36 protein-coding genes are annotated in these 19,977 nt (G+C 39.9%); 33 read left to right on the top strand and 3 right to left on the bottom strand.

From position 1 onward, the window contains the following. Positions 1 to 122: 122 nt before the first annotated feature. From tuf to rpsI, 33 genes are all read left to right on the top strand, one after another. On the top strand, positions 123 to 1,322 hold the full coding sequence (gene tuf / locus HY817_00800) for an elongation factor Tu (protein MBI4835778.1): 1,200 nt from the start codon (positions 123 to 125) through the stop codon (positions 1,320 to 1,322). Positions 1,323 to 1,341: 19 nt separating this feature from the next. Then, positions 1,342 to 1,668, top strand: a complete 327-nt coding sequence (gene rpsJ, locus HY817_00795; GenBank protein MBI4835777.1) for a 30S ribosomal protein S10 — start codon at positions 1,342 to 1,344, stop codon at positions 1,666 to 1,668. A 41-nt stretch (positions 1,669 to 1,709) separates the two neighbouring features. Continuing rightward, a complete protein-coding gene (rplC, locus tag HY817_00790; protein MBI4835776.1) occupies positions 1,710 to 2,294 on the top strand; it encodes a 50S ribosomal protein L3 in 585 nt (194 codons plus the stop codon). Between the two features lie 17 nt (positions 2,295 to 2,311). Beyond that, positions 2,312 to 3,127 (top strand): 50S ribosomal protein L4, encoded by an 816-nt coding sequence (gene rplD / locus HY817_00785; protein ID MBI4835775.1) that lies wholly within the window; start codon positions 2,312 to 2,314, stop codon positions 3,125 to 3,127. A gap of 2 nt (positions 3,128 to 3,129) precedes the next feature. Then, a complete protein-coding gene (locus HY817_00780; GenBank protein MBI4835774.1) occupies positions 3,130 to 3,417 on the top strand; it encodes a 50S ribosomal protein L23 in 288 nt (95 codons plus the stop codon). A 20-nt stretch (positions 3,418 to 3,437) separates the two neighbouring features. Further along, positions 3,438 to 4,283: a 50S ribosomal protein L2 gene (gene rplB / locus HY817_00775; protein ID MBI4835773.1), complete on the top strand. Its 846-nt coding sequence runs from the start codon at positions 3,438 to 3,440 to the stop codon at positions 4,281 to 4,283. 7 nt (positions 4,284 to 4,290) lie between these two features. Then, entirely contained in the window at positions 4,291 to 4,581 is a 291-nt protein-coding gene (rpsS, locus tag HY817_00770; GenBank protein ID MBI4835772.1) for a 30S ribosomal protein S19, read from the top strand. 9 nt (positions 4,582 to 4,590) lie between these two features. Next, on the top strand, positions 4,591 to 4,920 hold the full coding sequence (gene rplV / locus HY817_00765; protein MBI4835771.1) for a 50S ribosomal protein L22: 330 nt from the start codon (positions 4,591 to 4,593) through the stop codon (positions 4,918 to 4,920). Positions 4,921 to 4,930: 10 nt separating this feature from the next. Further along, complete coding sequence (gene rpsC, locus HY817_00760; GenBank protein ID MBI4835770.1) at positions 4,931 to 5,638, top strand: 30S ribosomal protein S3; 708 nt, start codon at positions 4,931 to 4,933, stop codon at positions 5,636 to 5,638. 62 nt (positions 5,639 to 5,700) lie between these two features. After that, positions 5,701 to 6,108: a 50S ribosomal protein L16 gene (gene rplP / locus HY817_00755; protein ID MBI4835769.1), complete on the top strand. Its 408-nt coding sequence runs from the start codon at positions 5,701 to 5,703 to the stop codon at positions 6,106 to 6,108. Positions 6,109 to 6,111: 3 nt separating this feature from the next. After that, positions 6,112 to 6,306, top strand: coding sequence for a 50S ribosomal protein L29 (gene rpmC, locus HY817_00750; GenBank protein ID MBI4835768.1), 195 nt, complete (start codon positions 6,112 to 6,114; stop codon positions 6,304 to 6,306). After that, on the top strand, positions 6,303 to 6,707 hold the full coding sequence (rpsQ, locus tag HY817_00745) for a 30S ribosomal protein S17 (protein ID MBI4835767.1): 405 nt from the start codon (positions 6,303 to 6,305) through the stop codon (positions 6,705 to 6,707). The genes rpmC and rpsQ overlap by 4 nt, the downstream gene beginning before the upstream one ends. A gap of 9 nt (positions 6,708 to 6,716) precedes the next feature. Next, on the top strand, positions 6,717 to 7,085 hold the full coding sequence (gene rplN / locus HY817_00740; GenBank protein MBI4835766.1) for a 50S ribosomal protein L14: 369 nt from the start codon (positions 6,717 to 6,719) through the stop codon (positions 7,083 to 7,085). A 10-nt stretch (positions 7,086 to 7,095) separates the two neighbouring features. Continuing rightward, positions 7,096 to 7,401 carry a 50S ribosomal protein L24 gene (gene rplX, locus HY817_00735; protein MBI4835765.1) on the top strand — a complete coding sequence of 102 codons (306 nt, stop codon included), beginning with the start codon at positions 7,096 to 7,098 and terminating at the stop codon, positions 7,399 to 7,401. Between the two features lie 8 nt (positions 7,402 to 7,409). After that, the gene (rplE, locus tag HY817_00730; protein ID MBI4835764.1) at positions 7,410 to 7,964 is read left to right on the top strand and encodes a 50S ribosomal protein L5; all 555 of its coding nucleotides are present in this window, start codon (positions 7,410 to 7,412) and stop codon (positions 7,962 to 7,964) included. Between the two features lie 5 nt (positions 7,965 to 7,969). Then, complete coding sequence (locus tag HY817_00725) at positions 7,970 to 8,194, top strand: type Z 30S ribosomal protein S14 (GenBank protein MBI4835763.1); 225 nt, start codon at positions 7,970 to 7,972, stop codon at positions 8,192 to 8,194. A gap of 11 nt (positions 8,195 to 8,205) precedes the next feature. Then, on the top strand, positions 8,206 to 8,592 hold the full coding sequence (gene rpsH / locus HY817_00720) for a 30S ribosomal protein S8 (protein ID MBI4835762.1): 387 nt from the start codon (positions 8,206 to 8,208) through the stop codon (positions 8,590 to 8,592). Between the two features lie 19 nt (positions 8,593 to 8,611). Then, positions 8,612 to 9,148 (top strand): 50S ribosomal protein L6, encoded by a 537-nt coding sequence (rplF, locus tag HY817_00715; protein ID MBI4835761.1) that lies wholly within the window; start codon positions 8,612 to 8,614, stop codon positions 9,146 to 9,148. 5 nt (positions 9,149 to 9,153) lie between these two features. Next, entirely contained in the window at positions 9,154 to 9,498 is a 345-nt protein-coding gene (locus HY817_00710; GenBank protein ID MBI4835760.1) for a 50S ribosomal protein L18, read from the top strand. Positions 9,499 to 9,514: 16 nt separating this feature from the next. After that, positions 9,515 to 10,018 (top strand): 30S ribosomal protein S5, encoded by a 504-nt coding sequence (gene rpsE, locus HY817_00705; protein MBI4835759.1) that lies wholly within the window; start codon positions 9,515 to 9,517, stop codon positions 10,016 to 10,018. A 27-nt stretch (positions 10,019 to 10,045) separates the two neighbouring features. After that, positions 10,046 to 10,486, top strand: coding sequence for a 50S ribosomal protein L15 (gene rplO, locus HY817_00700; GenBank protein ID MBI4835758.1), 441 nt, complete (start codon positions 10,046 to 10,048; stop codon positions 10,484 to 10,486). Between the two features lie 10 nt (positions 10,487 to 10,496). Beyond that, positions 10,497 to 11,807 (top strand): preprotein translocase subunit SecY, encoded by a 1,311-nt coding sequence (gene secY, locus HY817_00695; GenBank protein ID MBI4835757.1) that lies wholly within the window; start codon positions 10,497 to 10,499, stop codon positions 11,805 to 11,807. 110 nt (positions 11,808 to 11,917) lie between these two features. Beyond that, positions 11,918 to 12,607 (top strand): nucleoside monophosphate kinase, encoded by a 690-nt coding sequence (locus HY817_00690; protein MBI4835756.1) that lies wholly within the window; start codon positions 11,918 to 11,920, stop codon positions 12,605 to 12,607. Then, the gene (gene map, locus HY817_00685; protein ID MBI4835755.1) at positions 12,604 to 13,347 is read left to right on the top strand and encodes a type I methionyl aminopeptidase; all 744 of its coding nucleotides are present in this window, start codon (positions 12,604 to 12,606) and stop codon (positions 13,345 to 13,347) included. The genes HY817_00690 and map overlap by 4 nt, the downstream gene beginning before the upstream one ends. 115 nt (positions 13,348 to 13,462) lie before the next feature. Continuing rightward, a complete protein-coding gene (gene infA / locus HY817_00680) occupies positions 13,463 to 13,705 on the top strand; it encodes a translation initiation factor IF-1 (protein ID MBI4835754.1) in 243 nt (80 codons plus the stop codon). A gap of 5 nt (positions 13,706 to 13,710) precedes the next feature. Beyond that, positions 13,711 to 13,827 carry a 50S ribosomal protein L36 gene (gene rpmJ / locus HY817_00675; protein ID MBI4835753.1) on the top strand — a complete coding sequence of 39 codons (117 nt, stop codon included), beginning with the start codon at positions 13,711 to 13,713 and terminating at the stop codon, positions 13,825 to 13,827. 25 nt (positions 13,828 to 13,852) lie between these two features. Then, positions 13,853 to 14,236 carry a 30S ribosomal protein S13 gene (rpsM, locus tag HY817_00670; protein MBI4835752.1) on the top strand — a complete coding sequence of 128 codons (384 nt, stop codon included), beginning with the start codon at positions 13,853 to 13,855 and terminating at the stop codon, positions 14,234 to 14,236. 20 nt (positions 14,237 to 14,256) lie between these two features. Then, the gene (gene rpsK, locus HY817_00665; protein ID MBI4835751.1) at positions 14,257 to 14,685 is read left to right on the top strand and encodes a 30S ribosomal protein S11; all 429 of its coding nucleotides are present in this window, start codon (positions 14,257 to 14,259) and stop codon (positions 14,683 to 14,685) included. A 21-nt stretch (positions 14,686 to 14,706) separates the two neighbouring features. Next, entirely contained in the window at positions 14,707 to 15,330 is a 624-nt protein-coding gene (gene rpsD, locus HY817_00660) for a 30S ribosomal protein S4 (GenBank protein MBI4835750.1), read from the top strand. Positions 15,331 to 15,351: 21 nt separating this feature from the next. Further along, positions 15,352 to 16,281: a DNA-directed RNA polymerase subunit alpha gene (locus HY817_00655; protein MBI4835749.1), complete on the top strand. Its 930-nt coding sequence runs from the start codon at positions 15,352 to 15,354 to the stop codon at positions 16,279 to 16,281. A gap of 5 nt (positions 16,282 to 16,286) precedes the next feature. After that, positions 16,287 to 16,643, top strand: a complete 357-nt coding sequence (gene rplQ, locus HY817_00650) for a 50S ribosomal protein L17 (protein ID MBI4835748.1) — start codon at positions 16,287 to 16,289, stop codon at positions 16,641 to 16,643. A 14-nt stretch (positions 16,644 to 16,657) separates the two neighbouring features. Then, positions 16,658 to 17,092 carry a 50S ribosomal protein L13 gene (rplM, locus tag HY817_00645; protein ID MBI4835747.1) on the top strand — a complete coding sequence of 145 codons (435 nt, stop codon included), beginning with the start codon at positions 16,658 to 16,660 and terminating at the stop codon, positions 17,090 to 17,092. An 8-nt stretch (positions 17,093 to 17,100) separates the two neighbouring features. After that, positions 17,101 to 17,499, top strand: a complete 399-nt coding sequence (rpsI, locus tag HY817_00640) for a 30S ribosomal protein S9 (protein MBI4835746.1) — start codon at positions 17,101 to 17,103, stop codon at positions 17,497 to 17,499. Positions 17,500 to 17,549: 50 nt separating this feature from the next. On the opposite strand, the gene HY817_00635 is transcribed toward rpsI, so the two are convergent. The 3 genes from HY817_00635 to rsmA all read right to left on the bottom strand — a co-directional run bounded on the left by HY817_00635 (position 17,550) and on the right by rsmA (position 19,975). Further along, positions 17,550 to 18,062 (bottom strand): hypothetical protein, encoded by a 513-nt coding sequence (locus HY817_00635; protein MBI4835745.1) that lies wholly within the window; start codon positions 18,060 to 18,062, stop codon positions 17,550 to 17,552. Between the two features lie 132 nt (positions 18,063 to 18,194). Continuing rightward, positions 18,195 to 19,238 (bottom strand): tRNA preQ1(34) S-adenosylmethionine ribosyltransferase-isomerase QueA, encoded by a 1,044-nt coding sequence (gene queA, locus HY817_00630; protein ID MBI4835744.1) that lies wholly within the window; start codon positions 19,236 to 19,238, stop codon positions 18,195 to 18,197. Then, on the bottom strand, positions 19,163 to 19,975 hold the full coding sequence (gene rsmA, locus HY817_00625; GenBank protein MBI4835743.1) for a ribosomal RNA small subunit methyltransferase A: 813 nt from the start codon (positions 19,973 to 19,975) through the stop codon (positions 19,163 to 19,165). The genes queA and rsmA overlap by 76 nt, the downstream gene beginning before the upstream one ends. Positions 19,976 to 19,977: the final 2 nt, after the last annotated feature.

The following is a 19,977-nucleotide window of genomic DNA, read 5'->3' as shown; positions in this document are numbered from 1 at the left end:
TTAGCTCTAAGCTCTTCTAAAGATTGCTTTACAAACCAGATCTTTTCCGTTAAAGTCATGACGCTTTTTTCCAAGCAATTAGTTTTGTTTATAAAAATTTACTTTTAATCACTTTACGTTTTATGGCTGACAGCAATGTTTTCCAACGCACAAAACCTCATGTAAATGTAGGAACCATTGGTCACGTAGACCATGGCAAAACAACTCTTACCGCTGCTTTGACTGCTGTTGCAGAAAAGCAAGGTTGGGGTAAGGCAAAAGACTATAAGGACATTGCCAAGGGTGGTATTGAGCGTGACTCAAGCAAAACCGTAACTATTGCTACAGCCCATGTAGAGTATGAATCTGGCAAGCGTCACTATGCTCACGTTGACTGTCCTGGTCATGCTGATTATGTAAAGAACATGATCACCGGTGCTGCTCAAATGGATGGTGCGATTTTAGTAGTTTCTGCTGCCGATGGACCTATGCCACAAACTCGTGAGCATATTCTTTTGGCTAGTCAGGTTGGAGTGAAGAATATTGTAGTGTTCTTGAATAAGGTGGATTTGGTTGATGATCCTGAATTGTTGGATTTGATTGAGGTTGAAATCCGTGATCTGCTTACTAAATATAAATACGATGGAGCTAGTACTCCTATCGTTCGTGGTTCTGCTATCAAAGCACTCCAGAATCCTGGTGATGCTGAAGCGGCTGCACCAATTCTTAAATTACTTGAGACTTTGGACAGTGCCATTCCAGAACCAGTTCGTATTCTGGATAAACCATTTTTGATGTCAGTTGAGGATGTGTTCTCAATTAAAGGACGTGGAACTGTGGCAACAGGAAGAATTGAACAGGGTGTGGTAAAGGTAAATGAAGAAGTAGAAATTGTTGGTTTGCGTGACACTCGCAAAACTGTGGTTACCGGAGTTGAAATGTTCAAGAAACTTCTTGATCAAGGTCAAGCTGGAGATAATGTTGGCCTTCTACTTCGTGGTATTGAGCGTGAAGATATTGAACGTGGCCAGGTTTTGGCTAAGACTGGTAGTATTAAGCCTCATACTGAATTTGATGCAGAGGTATATATTTTGAGTAAAGATGAAGGTGGTCGTCATACTCCTTTCTTTAAGGGTTATAAGCCTCAATTTTACATCCGTACTACTGATGTTACTGGAGAAATTGAATTGCCAGCTGGTGTTGAAATGGTTATGCCTGGTGACAATATTCAGATGAAAGTTAAGTTGAGTGTGCCAGTTGCCATCGAAGATGGTGTTCGCTTTGCTATTCGTGAAGGTGGTCGTACAGTGGGTGCGGGTGTGGTAGCAAAGGTTACTAATTAATCGCTGAACAGAGTATTTTATGGCCCAGAGCAATAAACCCAAAATTCGGATCAAGGTAAGAGCATATGATCATCGTGTCATTGATGCTGCTGCTAAAGTAATTATTGAAACTGCAGAGAGAACTGGTGCATTAATTGCTGGTCCTATTCCTCTTCCTACTCGAATCAAAAAGTTTACCGTGCTCAAATCCACATTCGTGCATAAGAACGCTCGTGATCAGTTTGAAATTCGTACTCACAAAAGAATTATTGACATTACCGAAAGCACTTCAAAAACAATTGACGCTTTAAGTAGCATCACCCTCCCTGCGGGAGTTGAAATTGAAGTGAAGATGTTAGCAGCTTAAGCTTTATTGTTTAGGCTCATTTAACCGCTCTTATTTATTCTATGAAAGGTTTACTAGGCAAAAAAATTGGCATGGCCCAAATGGCTGATCAAGCTGGCAATCTCACATCCGTGACATTGGTAGAGATCGAGCCTAATACTGTTCTTCAGGTTAAAACTGCTGAAAAAGATGGTAAGGCAGCATTGGTGTTGGCTACCGGAGCGCGAAATAAGATGAAGAGAAATCCTTATGCTAGTTACTCATTTATTCGTGAGATTAGTTTTGCGAGCATAGATGGTATTGAGAAAGACTCACAATTAACTATTGAGATTTTTGCAGTGGGTGACACTGTAAATGTAACAGGTATTTCAAAAGGTAAAGGATTCCAAGGTGTGGTTAAACGCTATGGTTTCAAGGGTAACCCTGATTCTCATGGTCATGAAGATCATCGTGAACCTGGTGGTTTCGGTGGTCGTACTTGGCCAGGCCGTGTTGCCAAAGGAAGAAAATTACCAGGACATATGGGACTTGATACAGTAACTTTAAAGAAACTCCCTATTGTGGCTATGGATAAAGAAATGCGTATTTTAGCCATCAAAGGTCCCCTTCCCGGCGGTATTAATAGTTTTGTTAAGATCTGGCAGTAATCGGCCTTTATATCTATATGCTTAATATTCCAGTTTACAATTCGCAAGGCAAAGAGTTAACCAGCTTAGCTCTTCCTAAAAATATTTTTGGGCTCAAGGTGAATAAAAGTCTTCTTCATCTAGTAACTACTATTTTCTTGGGCAATCAGCGCAAGGGCACTGCCAAAGTTAAGACTCGTAGTGAAAGAAGAGGTGGCGGTAAAAAACCTTATGGTCAAAAAGGCACAGGTAATGCTCGTGCCGGCACTATTCGCAGTCCAATATGGCGCAAAGGTGGTCGTGTATTTGGCCCGACGGGTGAGCAAAATTATCATCGTGATTTACCTGCCAAGGTTCGGATCAAGTCATTGTTAATGGGGCTTTCAGCCAAAGCACAATCAGGTCATATTATTGGCCTTGAAGATATGGGTATAAGCTCCATCAGCACCAAGGCAGTTGTTACATTATTGAAGAGCCTTCCAGTTAGTCGCTCAATTTTATTGGTAGTACCAGAAAAAAATAAGAATGTAACACTATCTACCAGAAATATTTCTACCGTGACGACAAGAACATACAATAATATCAATACTCTAGACATTTTGAGTCATGACTTTATCCTACTTATTACGGAGGCACTCCCTCTGATCGAGAAAAAGTGGGGAAGTTATACATTTAAAGGTGTAATGGAAGATGAAGAGCTTGGTGCAGCATTGGCCAAAGCACAGACTATGAAAGAGAGCCAAGCAGAGAAAAAAACAGTTAAGAAAAGCACTAAAGCAAAAACTGCTAAGCCAAAGGTTGCTAGCAAAAAACCAGCTAAAAGCAGAGCCTCAACCAAATCATCTAAAGCATAAGTATGAACAAATTATATAATGTGCTCCTTACACCAGTAATTAGTGAAAAGAGCGTTTCTCAGTCCGCTGGCAATCATTACATTTTTTATGTAAACAAAGATGCCAACAAGATCGATGTTGCACAAGCTATTCATACCATCTATGGTGTAAGTCCAGTCAGTATCAAGATCCTACGCATGCCCAAGAAAATATCAGGCCGAGGTAGAGTGAAGAGAAAAGAAAGAAAGAAGGCTGTCATTGTTTTAAAAAAAGATGAAAAGCTCGATCTCAATAAAATGCAATTAGCTTAAAGTATTTAACCTACAAGTTTGTGCCAACACTCAGCTTTAAACCCACCACTCCCGGAAGACGCCATGGAAGCAAAGAAGATTTTTCTACTTTGACTCGTGATGTTAAGCCTGAAAAGAAATTACTGCAGCGCTTGAAAGAAAATGCTGGTCGTAATAATCAAGGTCGTATTACTGTCCGACACAGAGGCTCAGGCAGTCATCGTAAAATGTATCGTGTGATTGACTTCACAGGTAAGATGAATGTTCCTGGGGTAATCAAAACTATTGAATACGATCCTAATCGCAATGTCAGAATAGCTCTTGTGAACTATCGTGATGGTGACAAACGCTATATCCTTTTACCAGGAAAAGTGAAAGTAGGCTTTGAAATTCTTACTGCTGCCAAAGCACCAGTGCAACCAGGCAATCGTATGATGCTCAAAAACATTCCTGAAGGTGTTGATGTTTTTAATTTGGAGATATACCCAGGTAGAGGTGGTCAAGCAGTGCGTACAGCAGGAAGTAGTGCGAGACTAATGTCTTTAGAGGGAGAATATGCCCAAGTAAAAATGCCATCTGGCGAAATTCGTTTGTTCAATAAAGAATGTATGGCTACAGTAGGTATTTTAAGCAATCCTGAGTTTGTGAATGTGAAGATTGGTAAAGCAGGTCGCAATCGTTGGAAAGGTATCAGACCTACTGTTCGTGGAAAGGCAATGAATCCCAATGATCACCCTCATGGCGGTGGTGAAGGTAGAAATCCAATTGGTATGCCACATCCTAAGACACCTTGGGGTAAACCAGCTCTTGGTTGGAAAACTCGTAAGAATAAGCGAACTAATCGTTGGATTCTGAGAGATAGTCATGGTTTAGCTAAAGTAAAGTAAAAAGTTTATGTCTAGAAGTTCAAAAAAAGGTCCCTATGTAGATCCAAAGTTGCTCAAGAAGATTCAAGAGCTCAACAAGTCTAGCCAAAAAAAATTGGTTAAGACCTGGGCGAGAGATTCTAGTATTCATCCTGATATGGTTGGCCACTCAATCGCCGTACACAATGGCAAGACGCATGTACCTGTATTTGTTACTGAAGAAATGGTTGGTCACAAATTAGGTGAATTTGCTCCTACTAGGAAATTCACAAAACATGGTGGCAAATTACCTGGAGCAGCTGAAACCCCTAACGCATAATCAAGATATATGAAAGCCTATTCACGCTATTTACGAATCTCTCCTTACAAACTTCTAGTAGTTGCTGGAATAGTACAAGGTAAAGATGTTAACTATGCTTTGAACTTTTTGAAGTATTTACCCAAGAAAGGTGCAGGATTACTTTATAAAGTAATCAAATCTGCCGCTAGTAATGCAGAGAATAATTTCAAAGTGCCAGTCAAAAATCTTAAAGTAGAAAAAATAGTAGTCAACAAAGGGCCAGCACTCAAGCGTGGTCTAGCAGTATCTCGTGGCCGCTGGCATCCAATACTTAAGCGCACGTCATACGTAGCAGTAGAATTAGCAATGAAAGAATAACTATCGCTTTATGGGACAAAAAGTTCATCCATTTTCCTTCCGCTTGCCAGTAATCCGTAATTGGGCTTCAAACTGGTTTAGCTCTCGTAAGAAAGATTACGAGCAGTCTGTACAAGATGATATTAAGATCCGTCAGTATCTCAATAAGAAATTATCTGATGCTGGTGTTGCCAGTATTGATATTGCTCGCAACAATCAAAGCATTACAGTTACCATCCGCACGTCAAAACCCGGCGTAATCATTGGTAAAAGTGGTGCTAATATCGATCAACTTCGCGATGAGCTCAAGCGAGTAATGAATAAACCTATTGAGGTTAAAATTTTTGAAATTCGCAAGGCCAATACCACAGCGTCCTTAGTGGCCCAGAAGGTTGGTCATCAGTTAGAACGTCGAGTAGCTTATCGCCGCGCAATCAAAGGCGCAATTCAAGAGGCAATGGAAGATGGAGCGCTTGGTATCAAAATTGCTATCGGCGGTCGCCTCAACGGAGCTGATATCGCTCGACGGGAAAGTTTTAAAGAAGGCAATATTCCTCTTCACACTTTACGTGCCGATGTGGATTATGCTATTTATCACGCGCAAACAACTTATGGTGTAATTGGTATCAAGGTGTGGGTATATCGTGGTTTGGTATTCGATCGTGAAGCGGTGCTAGAAAACAGCGTACAAGAAGCTAAAGGTAGTAAGAAACCAGAGGAACAAAGTATCGCTGCATAATGCATTTGACTAACAAACTTTTTTACTTATAATGACAGGGCCTTAAACGGCCTATATATCATATGTTACAGCCTAAGAAGACTAAATATCGCAAGTGGCACAAAGACACATTGGCCGGCGCAGCCACCAATGGAACCACGTTATGTTTTGGGACATATGGACTCAAAACCATGACCAGAGGCAGAATTACTTCTCGCCAGTTGGAAGCAGCACGTCAAGCAATGACCCGTGCCGTGAAGCGTGGTGGTAAAATCTGGACTAGAGTATTTCCTCATAAACCTTTTACAAAAAAGGCACTTGAAGTTCCCATGGGTTCAGGTAAGGGAAATGTTGAGTTTTATGCAGCGGTAGTAAAACCTGGTCATATGATATTTGAAATTGATGGTGTGAGCAAAGAATTAGCTATGGAAGCATTTACTCTTGCCGGCCACAAATTGCCTATTAAATTTAAAATTGTAGAAAAATTCTAGTATATGTATACCCTTGCTGAACTTCGCAACCTTAGTGTGGTTGAACTAAATAAAGAGCTTCTTAAAGCTAAACAAGAAAAATTTCGTGTTAGTTTAGCCGTACGCACTGGTGCTGAAAAAAATACCAGTCTCGTTGACAAGGCTAGAAAGTATATTGCTAGCGTAGAAACTGTTCTTAATTCACCATCAAAAGTATGAGATTTAAAACTGGTGTCGTTGTCGGCACAAAAATGGCAAAGACAGTTACTGTCCTAGTGGATCGCTTAAAGGCTCATCCCAAATATAAGAAACAGTATAAAGTGAGTACCAAGTTTTATGCTCACAATGAGGACGCCACCATTAAGGTTGGTGATCTAGTTACGATTGTAGAAACCAGACCGTTAAGTAAATTGAAGCGTTGGCGTGTGATCTCTGAAAAAGAACAAAAAATATTGTTAAAAGAAAGTGAGAAACAATTAAAAGAGCAGAACAAAAAAGACGCCCAACATGTTTCCCAGAAAAAAGAATTTTTGCTTCCTTATAAGAAACGTACCAAGAAAGCGAAGAGTGAGGCAGCCCCTGCTCCAGTTCCAGCCTCAGAAAGTTCCCCTGCATCCTAATTACTGTTTATGATTCAACAACAAACGATTGTAAATGTCGCTGACAATACCGGAGCTAGAAGCCTTATGTGTATTAAGGTCTTAGGTTCTACCAAGGCTCGCTATGCACGTGTGGGGGATGTGATTATTGGGGCCGTAAAAGACGGATTGCCTAATGGTACAGTAAAAACTCATGAGATCGTAAAAGCTGTCGTAGTCCGTACTCGAAAAGAATATCGCCGCACAGATGGTTCTTATGTTCGCTTCGATGATAATGCAGTGGTCATTATTGGCGGTGATGGAGATCCTCGTGGCACTCGCATATTTGGCCCTGTAGCTCGAGAATTACGTGATCGGGGCTATATGAAAATCGTATCATTAGCGCCTGAAGTTGTTTAATCACAAGTCTATGAAAATCAAGAAAAATGATGTTATCATTGTCATTGCCGGAAAAGATAAAGGGAAAACAGGTAAAGTATTGCAAGCTTTCCCGAGATTAGATCAAATCTTGGTCGAAGGGATTAATTTGGTAACCCGTCATGTAAAGGCTCGCCAAAATATTCCTGGTGGTATTCTCAAAACCGAAAGACCAATTCATGTGTCTAATGTTATGTTGCTCGATCCAGAAAGTAAAAAACCAACTCGTATTGGTTATCGCTTTGAAGGAGAGAAAAAGGTACGCTATGCCAAGGTAAGCGGTGAAATTCTTTCTTAAATAAGTTTATGAAATTGAGTCAAATTTACTTAAAAACAGTTGTTCCTGCTCTACAAAAAGAGCTTGGAGAAAAAAATATTCTTGCCTTACCTCGTTTAAGCAAAATTGTGTTGAATGTTGGTATTGGTAGTATGTTCACCAAACAACAAATCAAAGATTTTACTAATATTGAGAAGGGAATTGCCTCAATCACCGGTCAAAAGCCAGTAATTATCAGAGCAAAAAAATCCGTCTCAAACTTTAAATTACGTGAGGGAACTCCTAATGGAATCAAGGTCACTCTTCGTGGGGAAATGATGTATGACTTTTTAAGCAAACTCATCAATATTGTTCTTCCTCGTGTACGTGATTTTCGAGGTGTGTCTGTACACAGTTTTGACCAAAACGGTAATTATTCTTTAGGACTAAAAGAAACAATGATGTTTCCGGAAATAAAAGTTGATGACGATTATCGCCCCTTTGGTTTAGAAATTACGGTGGGAATCAAAAATAGCGACGCCAAAAAATCTGAACTGTTATTAAGAAAATTTGGTTTTCCTTTTAAAGAAAAAGCTACTAACTAAAAATTATGGCAAGAACAGCACTATTAGTAAAAAATGCACGGCTACAAAGAAGAGTGGCAAATGCTCGCAAAGAAGGTCATCTTCCCAAATTATGGGTGAGGGCTTATAATCGCTGCAAAAAATGCGGTCGGGGTAAAAGTTATTTGAGACTATTTGGCCTATGTCGCATTTGTGTTCGAGAAATGGCTAATAAAGGTGAGTTGGCTGGAGTTCGTAAATCTTCATGGTAATCTAATTTTATATGCATAGTGATCTTATTTCTGACTTATTAACAAGAATCCGCAATGCCGGACGTGCTAGACAAAATAGTGTCAAAGCGCATTTTAGCAACATCTGTTTTGCTGTTGCCCAAATTCTAGCTAATGAAGGATATATCTCATCAGTTCAAAAAGGCAAAGATAAGGATGGTTTTGAGCAAATTGAAATTGAACTGAACAATAAAAAAAGAGACGTACATTTGAAAAGGATCAGTAAACCTGGACAGAGAATTTATGTGCCCACCAAACAATTACCTCAGGTACTCAATGGTCTGGGTATTGCTATCATTTCCACCTCAAAAGGTATTATGACCAATAAGGATGCTCAGGCTCAAGGATTAGGTGGTGAAGTTTTGTGTGAGGTTTGGTAATAAGTTTAAAAATTTTTGTATGTCACGTATTGGTAAAGTCCCACTTCCACTTCCTGCTCAAGTACAGTTACAAGTACAAAACAATGTATGTATTGTCAGCGGTCCCAAAGGAAGCTTACAATTCACTCTTCCCGCAGGCGTAACAATTTCAACCAAAGACAATATTGTCTTAGTAGAAATTGTTAATCAAGAACTTGCTGGCAGCCTACATGGTACTGTACGTACTCAATTAGGTAATATGGTTAAAGGTGTAGTTGACGGCTATCAAAAAGAATTAGAAATCCAAGGTGTGGGCTATCGTGTGAGTATGAAAGGGAAAAATCTCAATTTGAGCCTCGGTTTCTCACATGCTATTGAATTCCCAGCACCAGAAGGTATAGTCTTTTCTGTTCCCAATGAGACTCAAATTGTCATCACTGGAGTAGATAAAGCTCTTGTTGGCCGAACAGCTGCTACCATTAGACAAATGAAAAAGCCTGAACCCTATAAGGGCAAAGGTGTTCGTCTCAAGGGTGAATACGTTGCTCGTAAAGAAGGTAAAAAAGCTGCTAAATAATTAGTATGAATACGAAAAATTTTTCTCGACTCGCTCGTCGCAAACGCATTAAGGCTAAGCTGCTCAAAAGTAGTGATCTGCCTAGACTAGTGGTATACCGCAGTCTGAAATATATTTATGGTCAATTGATGAATGATCAAGATCATATTGTCATTGCCAGTTCCAGTGATTTAAGTGAAAAGATGAAGGGCACCAAAAGTGAACGCGCTTATGAAATTGGTAAAGTGCTAGGAGAAAAAATTCTCGCAAAAAAAATCCAGCGTATTGCTTTCGATCGCAATGGCTATCGTTACCATGGTAGAGTCAAGGCACTTGCTTCCGGCCTACGAGATGCTGGTCTTACATTTTAAAAGTTTTGATTGATTTATGAAAAAGAATAACTCTTCTCGCACACCTAGACCTCGAAGTGAATTTGATGAACAAGTCATCCAGGTAGATCGTGTTACTCGTGTAGTGGCTGGTGGTCGTAGAATGCGCTTTCGAGCCGCTGTTGTTGTTGGTAATCGCAAAGGGAAAGTTGGCTTAGGTATCGCAAAATCAGATGAAGTGGCAACTGCAGTAAAAAAAGCAGTCAACCAGGCGAAGAAGAATATGATCAATGTTGCTTTATTCAAAGACACCATTGCCCATCATGTCAAAAGTAAATTCAAAAGCTCAGTAGTAATCCTCATGCCTGCATATACTGGAACAGGTGTAATTGCAGGAGGTTCAGTACGCACTGTAGTAGAACTAGCTGGTATCAATAATATTTTGAGTAAGTCACACCGTTCTAACAATAAGATCAATACTGCATACGCAACTTTAAAAGCTTTAGCAGCTTTGCGTATGGTAGAAGAACCTGCTAAATCTGCTCAAGGTACGGAAAAATAATAATAGCGATTTTAATAAGTATATTTTATGTTACACACACTCGCTCCCCATCCCAAAGCTCGAAAAAATAAGAAGCGCGTCGGTCGTGGTGATGGCTCTGGTCACGGTAGTTTCTCTACTCGTGGCTGTAAGGGACAAAACTCACGTGCTGGTAGTAAATTCCGTCCTGGATTTGAAGGTAATCAAACTCCCTTAATTCAACGATTACCACAATTGCGTGGTTTTAATAATGTTAATAAAGTTTTTTTTCAGGTAGTAAATATCGCTGATTTGGATGGCTTGAAAAGTGAAAAAGTAACCATCGATGAACTAAAGAAAAGTGGCCTGATTAGCTCCACTAAGAAGAGAGTTAAGATTTTAGGTTATGGTGAGTTGAAGAAAAAGCTTCATATTGAAGCCCATGCATGTTCAGCACAAGCGAAAGAAGCAATTGAGAAAGCTGGTGGCACTATTGAGCTATTAAAATAAGCTTCCTATCATGAATTCCACGTGGCTTCATATCAAACAAATTTTTCACAGTAAAGAAATCCGCAGAAAGATTTTGTTTACTCTATTCATTGTTGCGCTTTTCCGTTTATTTGCTCATATACCGGTACCTGGTGTAAATGTTGATAGCATCCGTGGTCTGTTGGAAAACAATCAATTATTAGGCACATTTAGTTTATTGACCGGAGGCGGACTAGAGAGATTCTCTATTATGTTGATGGGAATTTCTCCTTATATCACCGCATCTATTATTGTTCAATTGCTCGCAGTTATTGTTCCTTCCCTCGAGAATTTATCTAAAGAAGGTGATGCTGGTCGAGAAAAAATCAATCGATATACTCGTTTTCTTACCGTACCTTTAGGTTTTCTTCAGGCTTACGGTATGATTCGCTTATTGGATTTAAATCTGACTGGTGATCAGGCACCGATCATAGCTGATGCTTCTTGGGGAAATATGCTTTTTATTATGCTAGCTGTTACTGCTGGTACTATGGTGGCTATGTGGCTTGGTGAACTTATTTCAGAAAAAGGCATTGGTAACGGTATATCCGTCTTAATTTTCGCTAACATTTTGGCTGGTATCCCACTCATTCTTGGTCCTGCCTTGGATCTTACTCAAGTTGATGCTTCTTATCTTCTCCCTTTGCTGGGCATATTGGTGTTCACAGTAGCGCTTACTATACTGATTATACTTATTACTGAAGCACAAAGACTTATTCCCATTACCCATGCAGGTCTGCAAGCTCGAGGTACAGCAGGAAGTTCCACTCTCCCCCTTCGTATCAATCAAGCTGGTATGGTGCCAATTATTTTTGCTGTTTCTTTCATTTCATTTCCTTCTTTAATTGCTGCTTTCTTTCAAAATGCTCGAACGCCATGGTTAGCTGAGACAGCTAAATGGTTAGTAAATAATTTCAATGCTAATAATTGGCTTTATTTATCTCTCTATTTTCTACTAGTTATCGCCTTCACATTCTTTTACGTATCAATTACTTTCAATGCGGACCAAGTAGCAGAAAACTTACAAAAGCGTGGTAGCTATATTCCTGGCATTCGTCCAGGTAGTGAAACAGCACACTATTTAAGAAGTGTATCTCAAAAGATCACCCTTTTAGGCGCAATTTTCTTAGGCTTTGTCGCAGTCATGCCAATGTTAGCTCAAGTAATTGGTTCTCAATTACAGACTAATGTACCATTACTCATTTCCGGTGCTGGCTTAATTATTATCGTAGGAGTGGTATTAGAAATCGTGCGTCAAATCAATGCTCAATTGATGATGCAAGATTATGAGAAGCTCTATTAGAGAGTTTATAAGTCGATAACCAAAAGTTAGATTACATCTCATTGGATGGAGGCTTTATGTTTTTTTTGCTATGGTCTGAGTGACCATTTAGATTTTCGCTTTTAGATTTCATGGATATATTACTATTCGGCATTCAAGGTTCTGGTAAAGGCACCCAAGCAAAGGCTTTAGCTTTAGCATTAAATTTTCCTATTTTTGAGGCTGGCGCAGAGCTGCGTTCCTTAGCTACCAAAGATACACCTGCAGGTAACGAGATTCGTTCCATAATCAACAAAGGTGGCTTGGTGCCTCCTGGTATTATTTTACTTAGAATTGCTGACTTCTTAGATAATGCCGCAGCAATCCAAGGGGTGATCTTTGACGGAGTACCCAGAAGTTATGATCAGGCGGTAAGCTTTGATGAGATGATCACACAAAAACATCGAGAAAGCTTAGCTATTAATATCGAGCTTGATGAAGATGAGGCAATAACTAGATTAGAAAAAAGACGGATTTGTAGTAAATGTAATGCTATCTTTCTCCCCGATTATCAAAATACTATTTGTAATTTATGCGGTGGCTTACTTATTCATCGAGCTGACGATAATCCCGAATCGATAAAAGTACGCTTCGCAAAATACAAACAGGAAACATTGCCGGTGATTGATCACTATAGAAAACAGGGAAAAGTGCTAACAGTGGATGGTAATCAAGCAGTTATGGATGTGACCAAGGATATCTTCAATCAATTATCCCCTCTTTTAAAATTAAAAACCAAGCAGAGTAACAAATTATTAGCTGATCTAATAAAAGCATCATGAATATGATAAAAACTAATGCTGAAATTGCCATTATGGCTGAAGCTGGTAAGAAACTTCGTTTTGTTTTGGAAAAGCTTCGAGTCGCTGTAAAGCCAGGTATTACCACACTAAGCCTTGATGCTTTAGCAGAACAACTCATCAAAGAGCAAGGAGCCCAGGTGTCATTCAAAGGATATAACGGTTATCCTTACACACTTTGTACTTCGGTAAATGATGAAGTAGTACATACTTTTCCTAGTGAAAGGATACTATTAGAAGGCGATATTATCAGTTTAGATTTAGGCTTGATTTGGCAAGGTTGGCAATCCGATTCGGCGATTACTGTACCAGTTGGTAAAATTAGTGCTGAGGCACAAAGATTATTGCAAGTAACTGAAGAGGCATTATGGCAAGGGATTAAACAAATAAAACCAGGCAATACTATTGGTGACATTGGCGCGGCTATTCAAAAATATGCAGAACAAGCGGGGCTTGGTGTGGTGAGAGATTTAACTGGACATGGCATTGGTCGAAAATTACACGAGCCCCCTGCTGTTCCCAACTTTGGCAAAGCACACCAAGGGCTGCGCCTACAAAAGGGCATGGTGCTAGCTGTTGAGCCGATGCTTACCCTGGGTGACTGTGCAGTAGATATAGACGATGTGAACTGGACAGTGAAAACTTGTGACGGCTCTCTATCCGCCCAATTTGAACACACTATTGCTATTACTGAAAAAGGACATCAGGTATTAACGGCATAATTGGGATATTTTGCCTGTCAAGAAGCCATTTCTACAGTTGCGCAAGAAAGACTTGCAGAAACAGAACATCTAGTGTAGATTCTTAACGCTTTTTAAAGCCCACTTTTATAGTTCAATGGCTAAAGATGTAATTCAGGTAGAAGGCGTTGTAATTGAAGCATTGCCCAATGCCACTTTCTACGTAGAGGTTGCCTTTCCTGGTAAAGCAGGTGGAGAACCTCAAAAGCAAGTGATATTGGCGCATGTGTCAGGCAAAATACGTCAGAACTTCATTCGCATCTTACCTGGAGATATAGTGGCTATTGAGCTAAGTCCTTACGATTTAAAGAAAGGACGCATTACCTTTCGAAAGAAATAATCATTATGAAAGTTCGCGCCTCTGTAAAAAAAATTTGTCGTGACTGTATGGTAGTCAAAAGGAATGGCATTGTGCGCATTATCTGTAAAAAGAATAAGCGCCATAAGCAACGACAAGGTTAATCTTTCATTTTTAAAGTTACTCTCCATGTCTGTCCGTATTGCCGGCATCAACCTTAATGAGAATAAAAACATTGAAATAGCATTGCTATCTGTTTATGGTCTGGGTAGATCATTGAGCAATAAAATTCTTAATGACCTCAAAATAAGTCCTTTAACCAAAGTAAAGGATTTAACCGAGAAAGAGTTGAATGCAATTCGTGCTGCCATATCCACTATTCCTGTAGAAGGTGACTTGCGTAGAACTGTTTCTCAAAATATTAAGCGCTTGCAAGACATCGGATCATACCGCGGAGACAGACATAAGAAACGCTTACCACTAAGAGGGCAGCGTACCCGCACTAATGCCAGAACCAAAAGAGGAAAAAGAGTTACTATGGGTAGTGGTAGAGTCGCACTTACTAAGACTTAAAGATTTAAATTTGTCTATTTATGGCCGATAAAAAGGAAATTCCTCAGAAACAAGAAGAGACTGAAGCGCCTCAAAAAAAGGTAAAGAAGCGCATTTTGCGTAATGTACCAGAAGGTGAAATTCATATCCGTGCTACCTACAATAACACGCTCATCACTGCCTGTGATTTAGAGGGTAATGTATTAGCTTGGACAAGTTCTGGAGCTGCGGGTTTCAAAGGGTCTAGAAAGCCAACACCTTATGCGTCATCTGTAGCGGCAGCAAATTTGGCTACCAAGCTGAAAAATTTTGGTTTTACTAAAGCCCACGTTTATATCCGTGGAGTTGGTAGTGGCCGTGAACAGTCAGTAAGAGCACTTCAAGCAAATGGCATTTCTATTGTATCTATTCGCGACGTTACTCCTGTTCCCCACAATGGCTGCAGACAGAAAAAACCACGTCGCGTATAACAATTAAACTATTATATTCTCATGAGAACAACATCAGGACCCAAATGTCGTCTTTGTCGCAGAGAAGGTTATAAACTTTTTCTCAAAGGGGCAAAATGTTTATCTGCTAAATGTCCAGTGACAATTAGACCCTATGCACCAGGTATGCATGGTAAAGAGGGTGGTAGAAAATTATCTGAGTATGGTAAGCAGTTAAGATTTAAACAATCAGCAAAAAGAATTTATGGTCTTAGTGAAGCTCAACTACGTAATGCCTACGATACGGCAGCTAGTCAGAAGGGCTCTACTGGTAATTTCTTAGTAAGTATTTTGGAGATGCGCTTAGATTCAGTCGTGTTTCGCTCTGGTATTGCACCATCTCCAAACTTTGCCCGCCAGATTATCAGTCATGGTCATGTGAAGGTAAATGGTCGCACAGTAAAGACAGCTTCTCGCGTACTCACCCCAGAAGACATCTTTGAAATTAATCTCAAAGATTTAGAAACAGCCATTGCTGACCAAAAAACTTTAAAAGTACAATTGCCTAGCTGGCTCAAATTTGATGCAAAAACAGGTAAAGGGCAAATTATCAGCATGCCTTCAAATGAAGACTTAGAAAAAGTAAATATCAACAGCAAGGCAATCGTAGAGTTCTATTCACGTTAATATTATTTATTTACCAAGCTCATGATCAACTTCGAACTTACCAAAGTTACCAGTCAATCATTGGGAGATAATCGCAGTTTGATTACTCTAAGTCCTCTTCCCTCAGGCTACGGCATGACCATTGGTAATGCCCTACGTAGAGTTATTTTATCTTCTATACCAGGAGGGGCTGTCACAGCCGTTAGAATCAAAGGAGTTACTCATGAATTCAGTACCGTAACTGGTGTAAAAGAAAGCGCCATTGATATTATTTTAAATTTGAAACTATTAAGAGTGAAAAAAAGTTCTTCTGGACCTGCTTTGCTCACCTTAAAGGCAAATAAAGAGGGGAAAATTACTGCTGCTCAAATCAAAACTCCTGCTGAAGTAGAGATTATCAATAATGACTTAATTATCTGTACCTTAGAAAAGGGCCACAGTATCGAAATGGAATTGCGAGTGGAAAATGGTATTGGTTATCTTCCTAGCAATGCCCGTGATCGTCGTGAAGTCGAAGCTGACATGATTATGATTGATGCCCTGTTCTCTCCTGTTACTAAAGTGCGTTATGAAGTTTCCAATGCTCGTGTTGGTCAAATGACAGACCTGGATAAACTAGATATTGAAGTTGCTACCGACGGTACTATTAGTCCTCAAGAAGTAGTGATTATGGCAGCTCGTATTCTGCGCCAATATATGACTTTGTTTGATGGTGAAGCAGCAAATGCTACTAAGGCATCTGCGACTCAATCAAAGGCCGAGCCTAAACACGAGAAAAAGTATACGCCAATTGAAGCACTAAAAATTTCTCAACGCTCTGAAAATGCTTTAATCAACAATGGCATTGGTTCAGTAGAAGAGCTCCTTACCTATACCGAAAAACAACTCAGTAATTTACGTGGATTTGGTAAAAAAGGAATTACTGAAGTAGTGAAAGCCCTAAACAAAATGGGATTACATTTAAGTGAATAATTTTTATGCGACATAATCGTAAAAGAGTCCTACTCAGCCGCCCCACAAAAGTTCGTGAAGCCCTAATGCGTAATTTAGCAACCTCTTTGGTTTTGCATGATCGCATTGTGACTACCACTGCAAAAGCACGCATCTTGAAAGTTTTTATTGAAAAATTAGTCACTATTGCTAAAAAAGATGATCAAGTTACTGCAATTAGAAAACTAAATGCAGTGTTCTATGATGAAAAAGCGACACGCAGAATGTTGGAAGTGATTAAACCTCAGATGAGCTCAAGAAGTTCTGGTTTTGTCCGTTTACGAAAGAAACTTCCCCGAGTCACTGACGCAGCTCCCCAAATAGAAGTATCATTTGTTTCTTAAAGCTCATTTCTGTTATGAAGAAGACCTCTGTTATCAAATCCCATCAAGAACCTGAAGCTAAGTGGCATCTAGTCGATGCTAATGGCAAAATTTTAGGGCGATTAGCAAGTAAAATTGCTTTCATGCTTCGCGGCAAGCATCGTCCCCAATTCACTCCTCATGCCTTGCATGGAGATTACATAGTTGTGATCAACTGTGAAAAAGTTAAAGTGACTGGTAATAAACTTACCCAGAAAATGTACTATAATCATAGTCAGTATATGGGTAACCTTTATCAGGCAAGCCTCAAAGAAATATTGGCAAAAGATCCTGAAAGAGTAATCAAAGACGCCGTACGTCGTATGTTACCCAAAACACGATTAGGAGACGCCATGCTTGCTCATCTCAAAATAGTTGCTGGTGAAGAGCATCCTTATATTGCCCAAAAGCCACAATCTCTAACTCTCTAGTTTAGTATATGACAGCCAAAGAATATTTTTACGCTAACGGTCATCGCAAAACTTCAACAGCAAAAGTTCGTTTATTTGCTAAAGGCGCAGGAAAAATTACTATCAATGAAAAACCTCTTGAAGAGTATCTAAAGACACCAGCTCAATTCCAAGCCGTATGGGCACCGCTCAAAGCTGTAGGGATGGAAAAGGTTACTGATGTAACTATCTTCGTTCATGGTGGTGGTTTAATGAGCCAAGCTGGAGCCATTTCTCATGGCATTGCTCGCTCCCTGACCACTATGGACCTTGCTTTACGTCCAGTATTAAAGAAGGCCGGCTTCCTTACTCGTGATCCTCGTATGAAGGAAAGAAAGAAACCAGGTTTGAAGAGAGCTCGTCGTGCACCTCAGTGGAGTAAACGTTAGTTTCCACTCTAATCAAAATTGTAGATCTAAAAAAAACAAGCTTAGGGAATCTAAGCTTGTTTTTTTCTATGTTGCTCAATAGCTGCTACAGCACTGGCAATATCAGTATCCGCTGGCAATAATCCAGACTTGATAGCTCGCTGAATATGAGGTACATACGAGTCAGCTGGACTATCCTTATCATCCAGATCTGCCAACTCTTTAACTAATCCCGCATCAAAAGTAGCAGGTGACAACACTAACCCTGCAGCTAGAGCAGCTAAACCATCGGCTACTAAGCCAGGACCAACACCAATTGCACTTTGTCTTCTTATCTGCTTTCTCATAAGCTCAATGGAAGCACCAATCAAAGCTTTTGTTGTAGCAAGAACCCACGCTTCTTGTGCGGCTACAGAGGCTGATCTTAACTGAGTTATTTGTGCCACCTCATTTCTAATATGCGCAGTAAGTGCATTTCGTCCACTCTCAGACTCAGGCGTGGAATATTCAGGCAATTGTCTATAATACTTTTCCATTTCAGCTGCTAACCTGTTAAATTGAGTAAATTGTGGTCCTTCAGTCATATGATTTAAATAAATATTCTTAGTATTGTACCATTAAATAACTACGAAGACACCCCCAGCGCAGCGGTGAAGCCTAACTGAATTCTCTATGCATAAGATTCCACTCCTCTCCTACATCTAGTCTAGAAATAATCAGACTATCATCATTGCATCACCAAAACTGAAGAATCGATACTTTTGTTCAACTGCTTCTGTATAAATTCTCTGCAGTTCTTCTAGACCGACAATACTTGCGACCAATACTAATAATGTAGATTCTGATGTGTGAAAATTGGTTATGAGCATATCCACTGCTTGGAGCTGTCTGCCGGGGTACAAATATAATGATGTTGTCCCATGGTATGGCTGAAAGTTATTGTTTCTGAAGCAACTTTCTAACGTCCTCAGACTAGTGGTACCAATAGCACAAATCTTTTTTCCTGCTTTTTTCCATGCATTTAGCGCGTTTGCTGTTGGTCCTGACAATTCAATATATTCTTCATGAATAGAATGATTTCTAATGTCTGCTTCTTGAATCGGTTTAAATGTCCCTAATCCCACGTGCAAACAAACTTCATAGCAAGGATGAGCGTTTGCTAGTTTTCGCCACAAACTCTCGGTAAAGTGCAAACCCGCAGTCGGTGCAGCTGATGAACCTATTTGATTAGCATATACTGTTTGGTAGTCGCCTTGCGTGGCTTTTGAGCCAGCCAGGTAAGGTGGCAATGGCAACTGGCCAAAGCGTTGAAAAAACTCTTCTGGATTAGTTTGTTGCCAGTCTAAAAGACAAACACCATCATCTTTGCTAATTAATTCTGCTTCCGAACCATCAACGAATCTAATATGCTGCCCTTGATGAACTCGTCTACCAGGTCGCATTAATGTTTCCCATAGTGAATCTTCTCGATTACGAACAAATAATATTTCCACTTCGCTATTTCCCTCTACTTTTTGAGCAAAAGTGCGGGCTAGAAACACTTTGGAAGTATTTGCAACCAACGCAATTTCAGGACCTAAAAGATCCGGTAACTGATAAAAATAGTGATGCTGTATTTTTTTCGTCTTTCGATAATAAACCAATAACCTAGCCTGATCTCTGGGTTCGACTGGTTCTTTGGCGATCAACTCTTCGGGGATGGTGAAGTTGTAATTTGCCAATTGGTATATGGCAGGAATGTTTGTACTATCTTTTCCCATGTGGCTAAGTTTAATTTGCTGGGACGAATACGGGGATCAATATTGAGCCCCTGCAGCATATCGATGACCTGCTCACGAGACAAGCCTACTTGTTGGCGAATAGTAGCCTGCACCTGCTTTCTGCTACCCTGGAAACAGGGACGTAAAAATCGGAAAAATGAATCAGTATCGACAGTAAGGACTGGAGACATATGTTGAACAATCCGAATCACTGCGGATTCAACTTGAGGAGGCGGTGTGAACGCCCCTTTGCCTACCTGGCGCACAATAGTTGCCTTACCAAATACTTGCACCGCTAAAGACAATAAAGAACTTTCTGAGCTAATTATTTTGGCTGCAACCTCTTTTTGAATCAATAATACTAAAAGTTTTGGTTGATGATTAAATATATGAAGAAACAAACGGAGAATAGTACCAGTAAGATAATACGGAATATTGGCAATCACTTTATATGGCCCCAATGGTGGCTTGGCATCAAGTACCGATTGCTTTTCTATAGTTAGATTCGCATGTATTTTTGCCAACTGATCTAATATGGGAAAACATTCATTATCAATTTCATATGCAATCACTTGCTTTGCCAGCTTTACCAATTCTTCTGTGAGAATGCCCTGTCCAGCTCCAATCTCTAATACTATATCTTCGGGCTCGATTTGTCCGGCTTTCACGATATCCGTCAATACTTTACGATCATGTAAAAAATGTTGGCCGAGATACTTTTTTGCTATGACCGACATGT

Source organism: Candidatus Abawacabacteria bacterium (genome assembly GCA_016207805.1).
Lineage (GTDB): Bacteria > Patescibacteriota > Gracilibacteria > RBG-16-42-10 > RBG-16-42-10 > JACQZO01.
Note: the sequence above shows the minus strand (reverse complement) of the source record. Positions and strands in the feature narration are given on the sequence as shown.

Bases quoted from the DNA above. Each gene is read 5' to 3' on its own strand.
- tuf (MBI4835778.1), top strand. From the start codon at position 123: ATGGCTGACAGCAATGTTTTCCAACGCACAAAACCTCATGTAAATGTA.
- rpsJ (MBI4835777.1), top strand. From the start codon at position 1,342: ATGGCCCAGAGCAATAAACCCAAAATTCGGATCAAGGTAAGAGCATAT.
- rplC (MBI4835776.1), top strand. From the start codon at position 1,710: ATGAAAGGTTTACTAGGCAAAAAAATTGGCATGGCCCAAATGGCTGAT.
- rplD (MBI4835775.1), top strand. From the start codon at position 2,312: ATGCTTAATATTCCAGTTTACAATTCGCAAGGCAAAGAGTTAACCAGC.
- HY817_00780 (MBI4835774.1), top strand. From the start codon at position 3,130: ATGAACAAATTATATAATGTGCTCCTTACACCAGTAATTAGTGAAAAG.
- rpsS (MBI4835772.1), top strand. From the start codon at position 4,291: ATGTCTAGAAGTTCAAAAAAAGGTCCCTATGTAGATCCAAAGTTGCTC.
- rplV (MBI4835771.1), top strand. From the start codon at position 4,591: ATGAAAGCCTATTCACGCTATTTACGAATCTCTCCTTACAAACTTCTA.
- rpsC (MBI4835770.1), top strand. From the start codon at position 4,931: ATGGGACAAAAAGTTCATCCATTTTCCTTCCGCTTGCCAGTAATCCGT.
- rplP (MBI4835769.1), top strand. From the start codon at position 5,701: ATGTTACAGCCTAAGAAGACTAAATATCGCAAGTGGCACAAAGACACA.
- rpmC (MBI4835768.1), top strand. From the start codon at position 6,112: ATGTATACCCTTGCTGAACTTCGCAACCTTAGTGTGGTTGAACTAAAT.
- rpsQ (MBI4835767.1), top strand. From the start codon at position 6,303: ATGAGATTTAAAACTGGTGTCGTTGTCGGCACAAAAATGGCAAAGACA.
- rplN (MBI4835766.1), top strand. From the start codon at position 6,717: ATGATTCAACAACAAACGATTGTAAATGTCGCTGACAATACCGGAGCT.
- rplX (MBI4835765.1), top strand. From the start codon at position 7,096: ATGAAAATCAAGAAAAATGATGTTATCATTGTCATTGCCGGAAAAGAT.
- rplE (MBI4835764.1), top strand. From the start codon at position 7,410: ATGAAATTGAGTCAAATTTACTTAAAAACAGTTGTTCCTGCTCTACAA.
- HY817_00725 (MBI4835763.1), top strand. From the start codon at position 7,970: ATGGCAAGAACAGCACTATTAGTAAAAAATGCACGGCTACAAAGAAGA.
- rpsH (MBI4835762.1), top strand. From the start codon at position 8,206: ATGCATAGTGATCTTATTTCTGACTTATTAACAAGAATCCGCAATGCC.
- rplF (MBI4835761.1), top strand. From the start codon at position 8,612: ATGTCACGTATTGGTAAAGTCCCACTTCCACTTCCTGCTCAAGTACAG.
- HY817_00710 (MBI4835760.1), top strand. From the start codon at position 9,154: ATGAATACGAAAAATTTTTCTCGACTCGCTCGTCGCAAACGCATTAAG.
- rpsE (MBI4835759.1), top strand. From the start codon at position 9,515: ATGAAAAAGAATAACTCTTCTCGCACACCTAGACCTCGAAGTGAATTT.
- rplO (MBI4835758.1), top strand. From the start codon at position 10,046: ATGTTACACACACTCGCTCCCCATCCCAAAGCTCGAAAAAATAAGAAG.
- secY (MBI4835757.1), top strand. From the start codon at position 10,497: ATGAATTCCACGTGGCTTCATATCAAACAAATTTTTCACAGTAAAGAA.
- HY817_00690 (MBI4835756.1), top strand. From the start codon at position 11,918: ATGGATATATTACTATTCGGCATTCAAGGTTCTGGTAAAGGCACCCAA.
- map (MBI4835755.1), top strand. From the start codon at position 12,604: ATGAATATGATAAAAACTAATGCTGAAATTGCCATTATGGCTGAAGCT.
- infA (MBI4835754.1), top strand. From the start codon at position 13,463: ATGGCTAAAGATGTAATTCAGGTAGAAGGCGTTGTAATTGAAGCATTG.
- rpmJ (MBI4835753.1), top strand. From the start codon at position 13,711: ATGAAAGTTCGCGCCTCTGTAAAAAAAATTTGTCGTGACTGTATGGTA.
- rpsM (MBI4835752.1), top strand. From the start codon at position 13,853: ATGTCTGTCCGTATTGCCGGCATCAACCTTAATGAGAATAAAAACATT.
- rpsK (MBI4835751.1), top strand. From the start codon at position 14,257: ATGGCCGATAAAAAGGAAATTCCTCAGAAACAAGAAGAGACTGAAGCG.
- rpsD (MBI4835750.1), top strand. From the start codon at position 14,707: ATGAGAACAACATCAGGACCCAAATGTCGTCTTTGTCGCAGAGAAGGT.
- HY817_00655 (MBI4835749.1), top strand. From the start codon at position 15,352: ATGATCAACTTCGAACTTACCAAAGTTACCAGTCAATCATTGGGAGAT.
- rplQ (MBI4835748.1), top strand. From the start codon at position 16,287: ATGCGACATAATCGTAAAAGAGTCCTACTCAGCCGCCCCACAAAAGTT.
- rplM (MBI4835747.1), top strand. From the start codon at position 16,658: ATGAAGAAGACCTCTGTTATCAAATCCCATCAAGAACCTGAAGCTAAG.
- rpsI (MBI4835746.1), top strand. From the start codon at position 17,101: ATGACAGCCAAAGAATATTTTTACGCTAACGGTCATCGCAAAACTTCA.
- HY817_00635 (MBI4835745.1), bottom strand. From the start codon at position 18,062: ATGACTGAAGGACCACAATTTACTCAATTTAACAGGTTAGCAGCTGAA.
- queA (MBI4835744.1), bottom strand. From the start codon at position 19,238: ATGGGAAAAGATAGTACAAACATTCCTGCCATATACCAATTGGCAAAT.
- rsmA (MBI4835743.1), bottom strand. From the start codon at position 19,975: ATGTCGGTCATAGCAAAAAAGTATCTCGGCCAACATTTTTTACATGAT.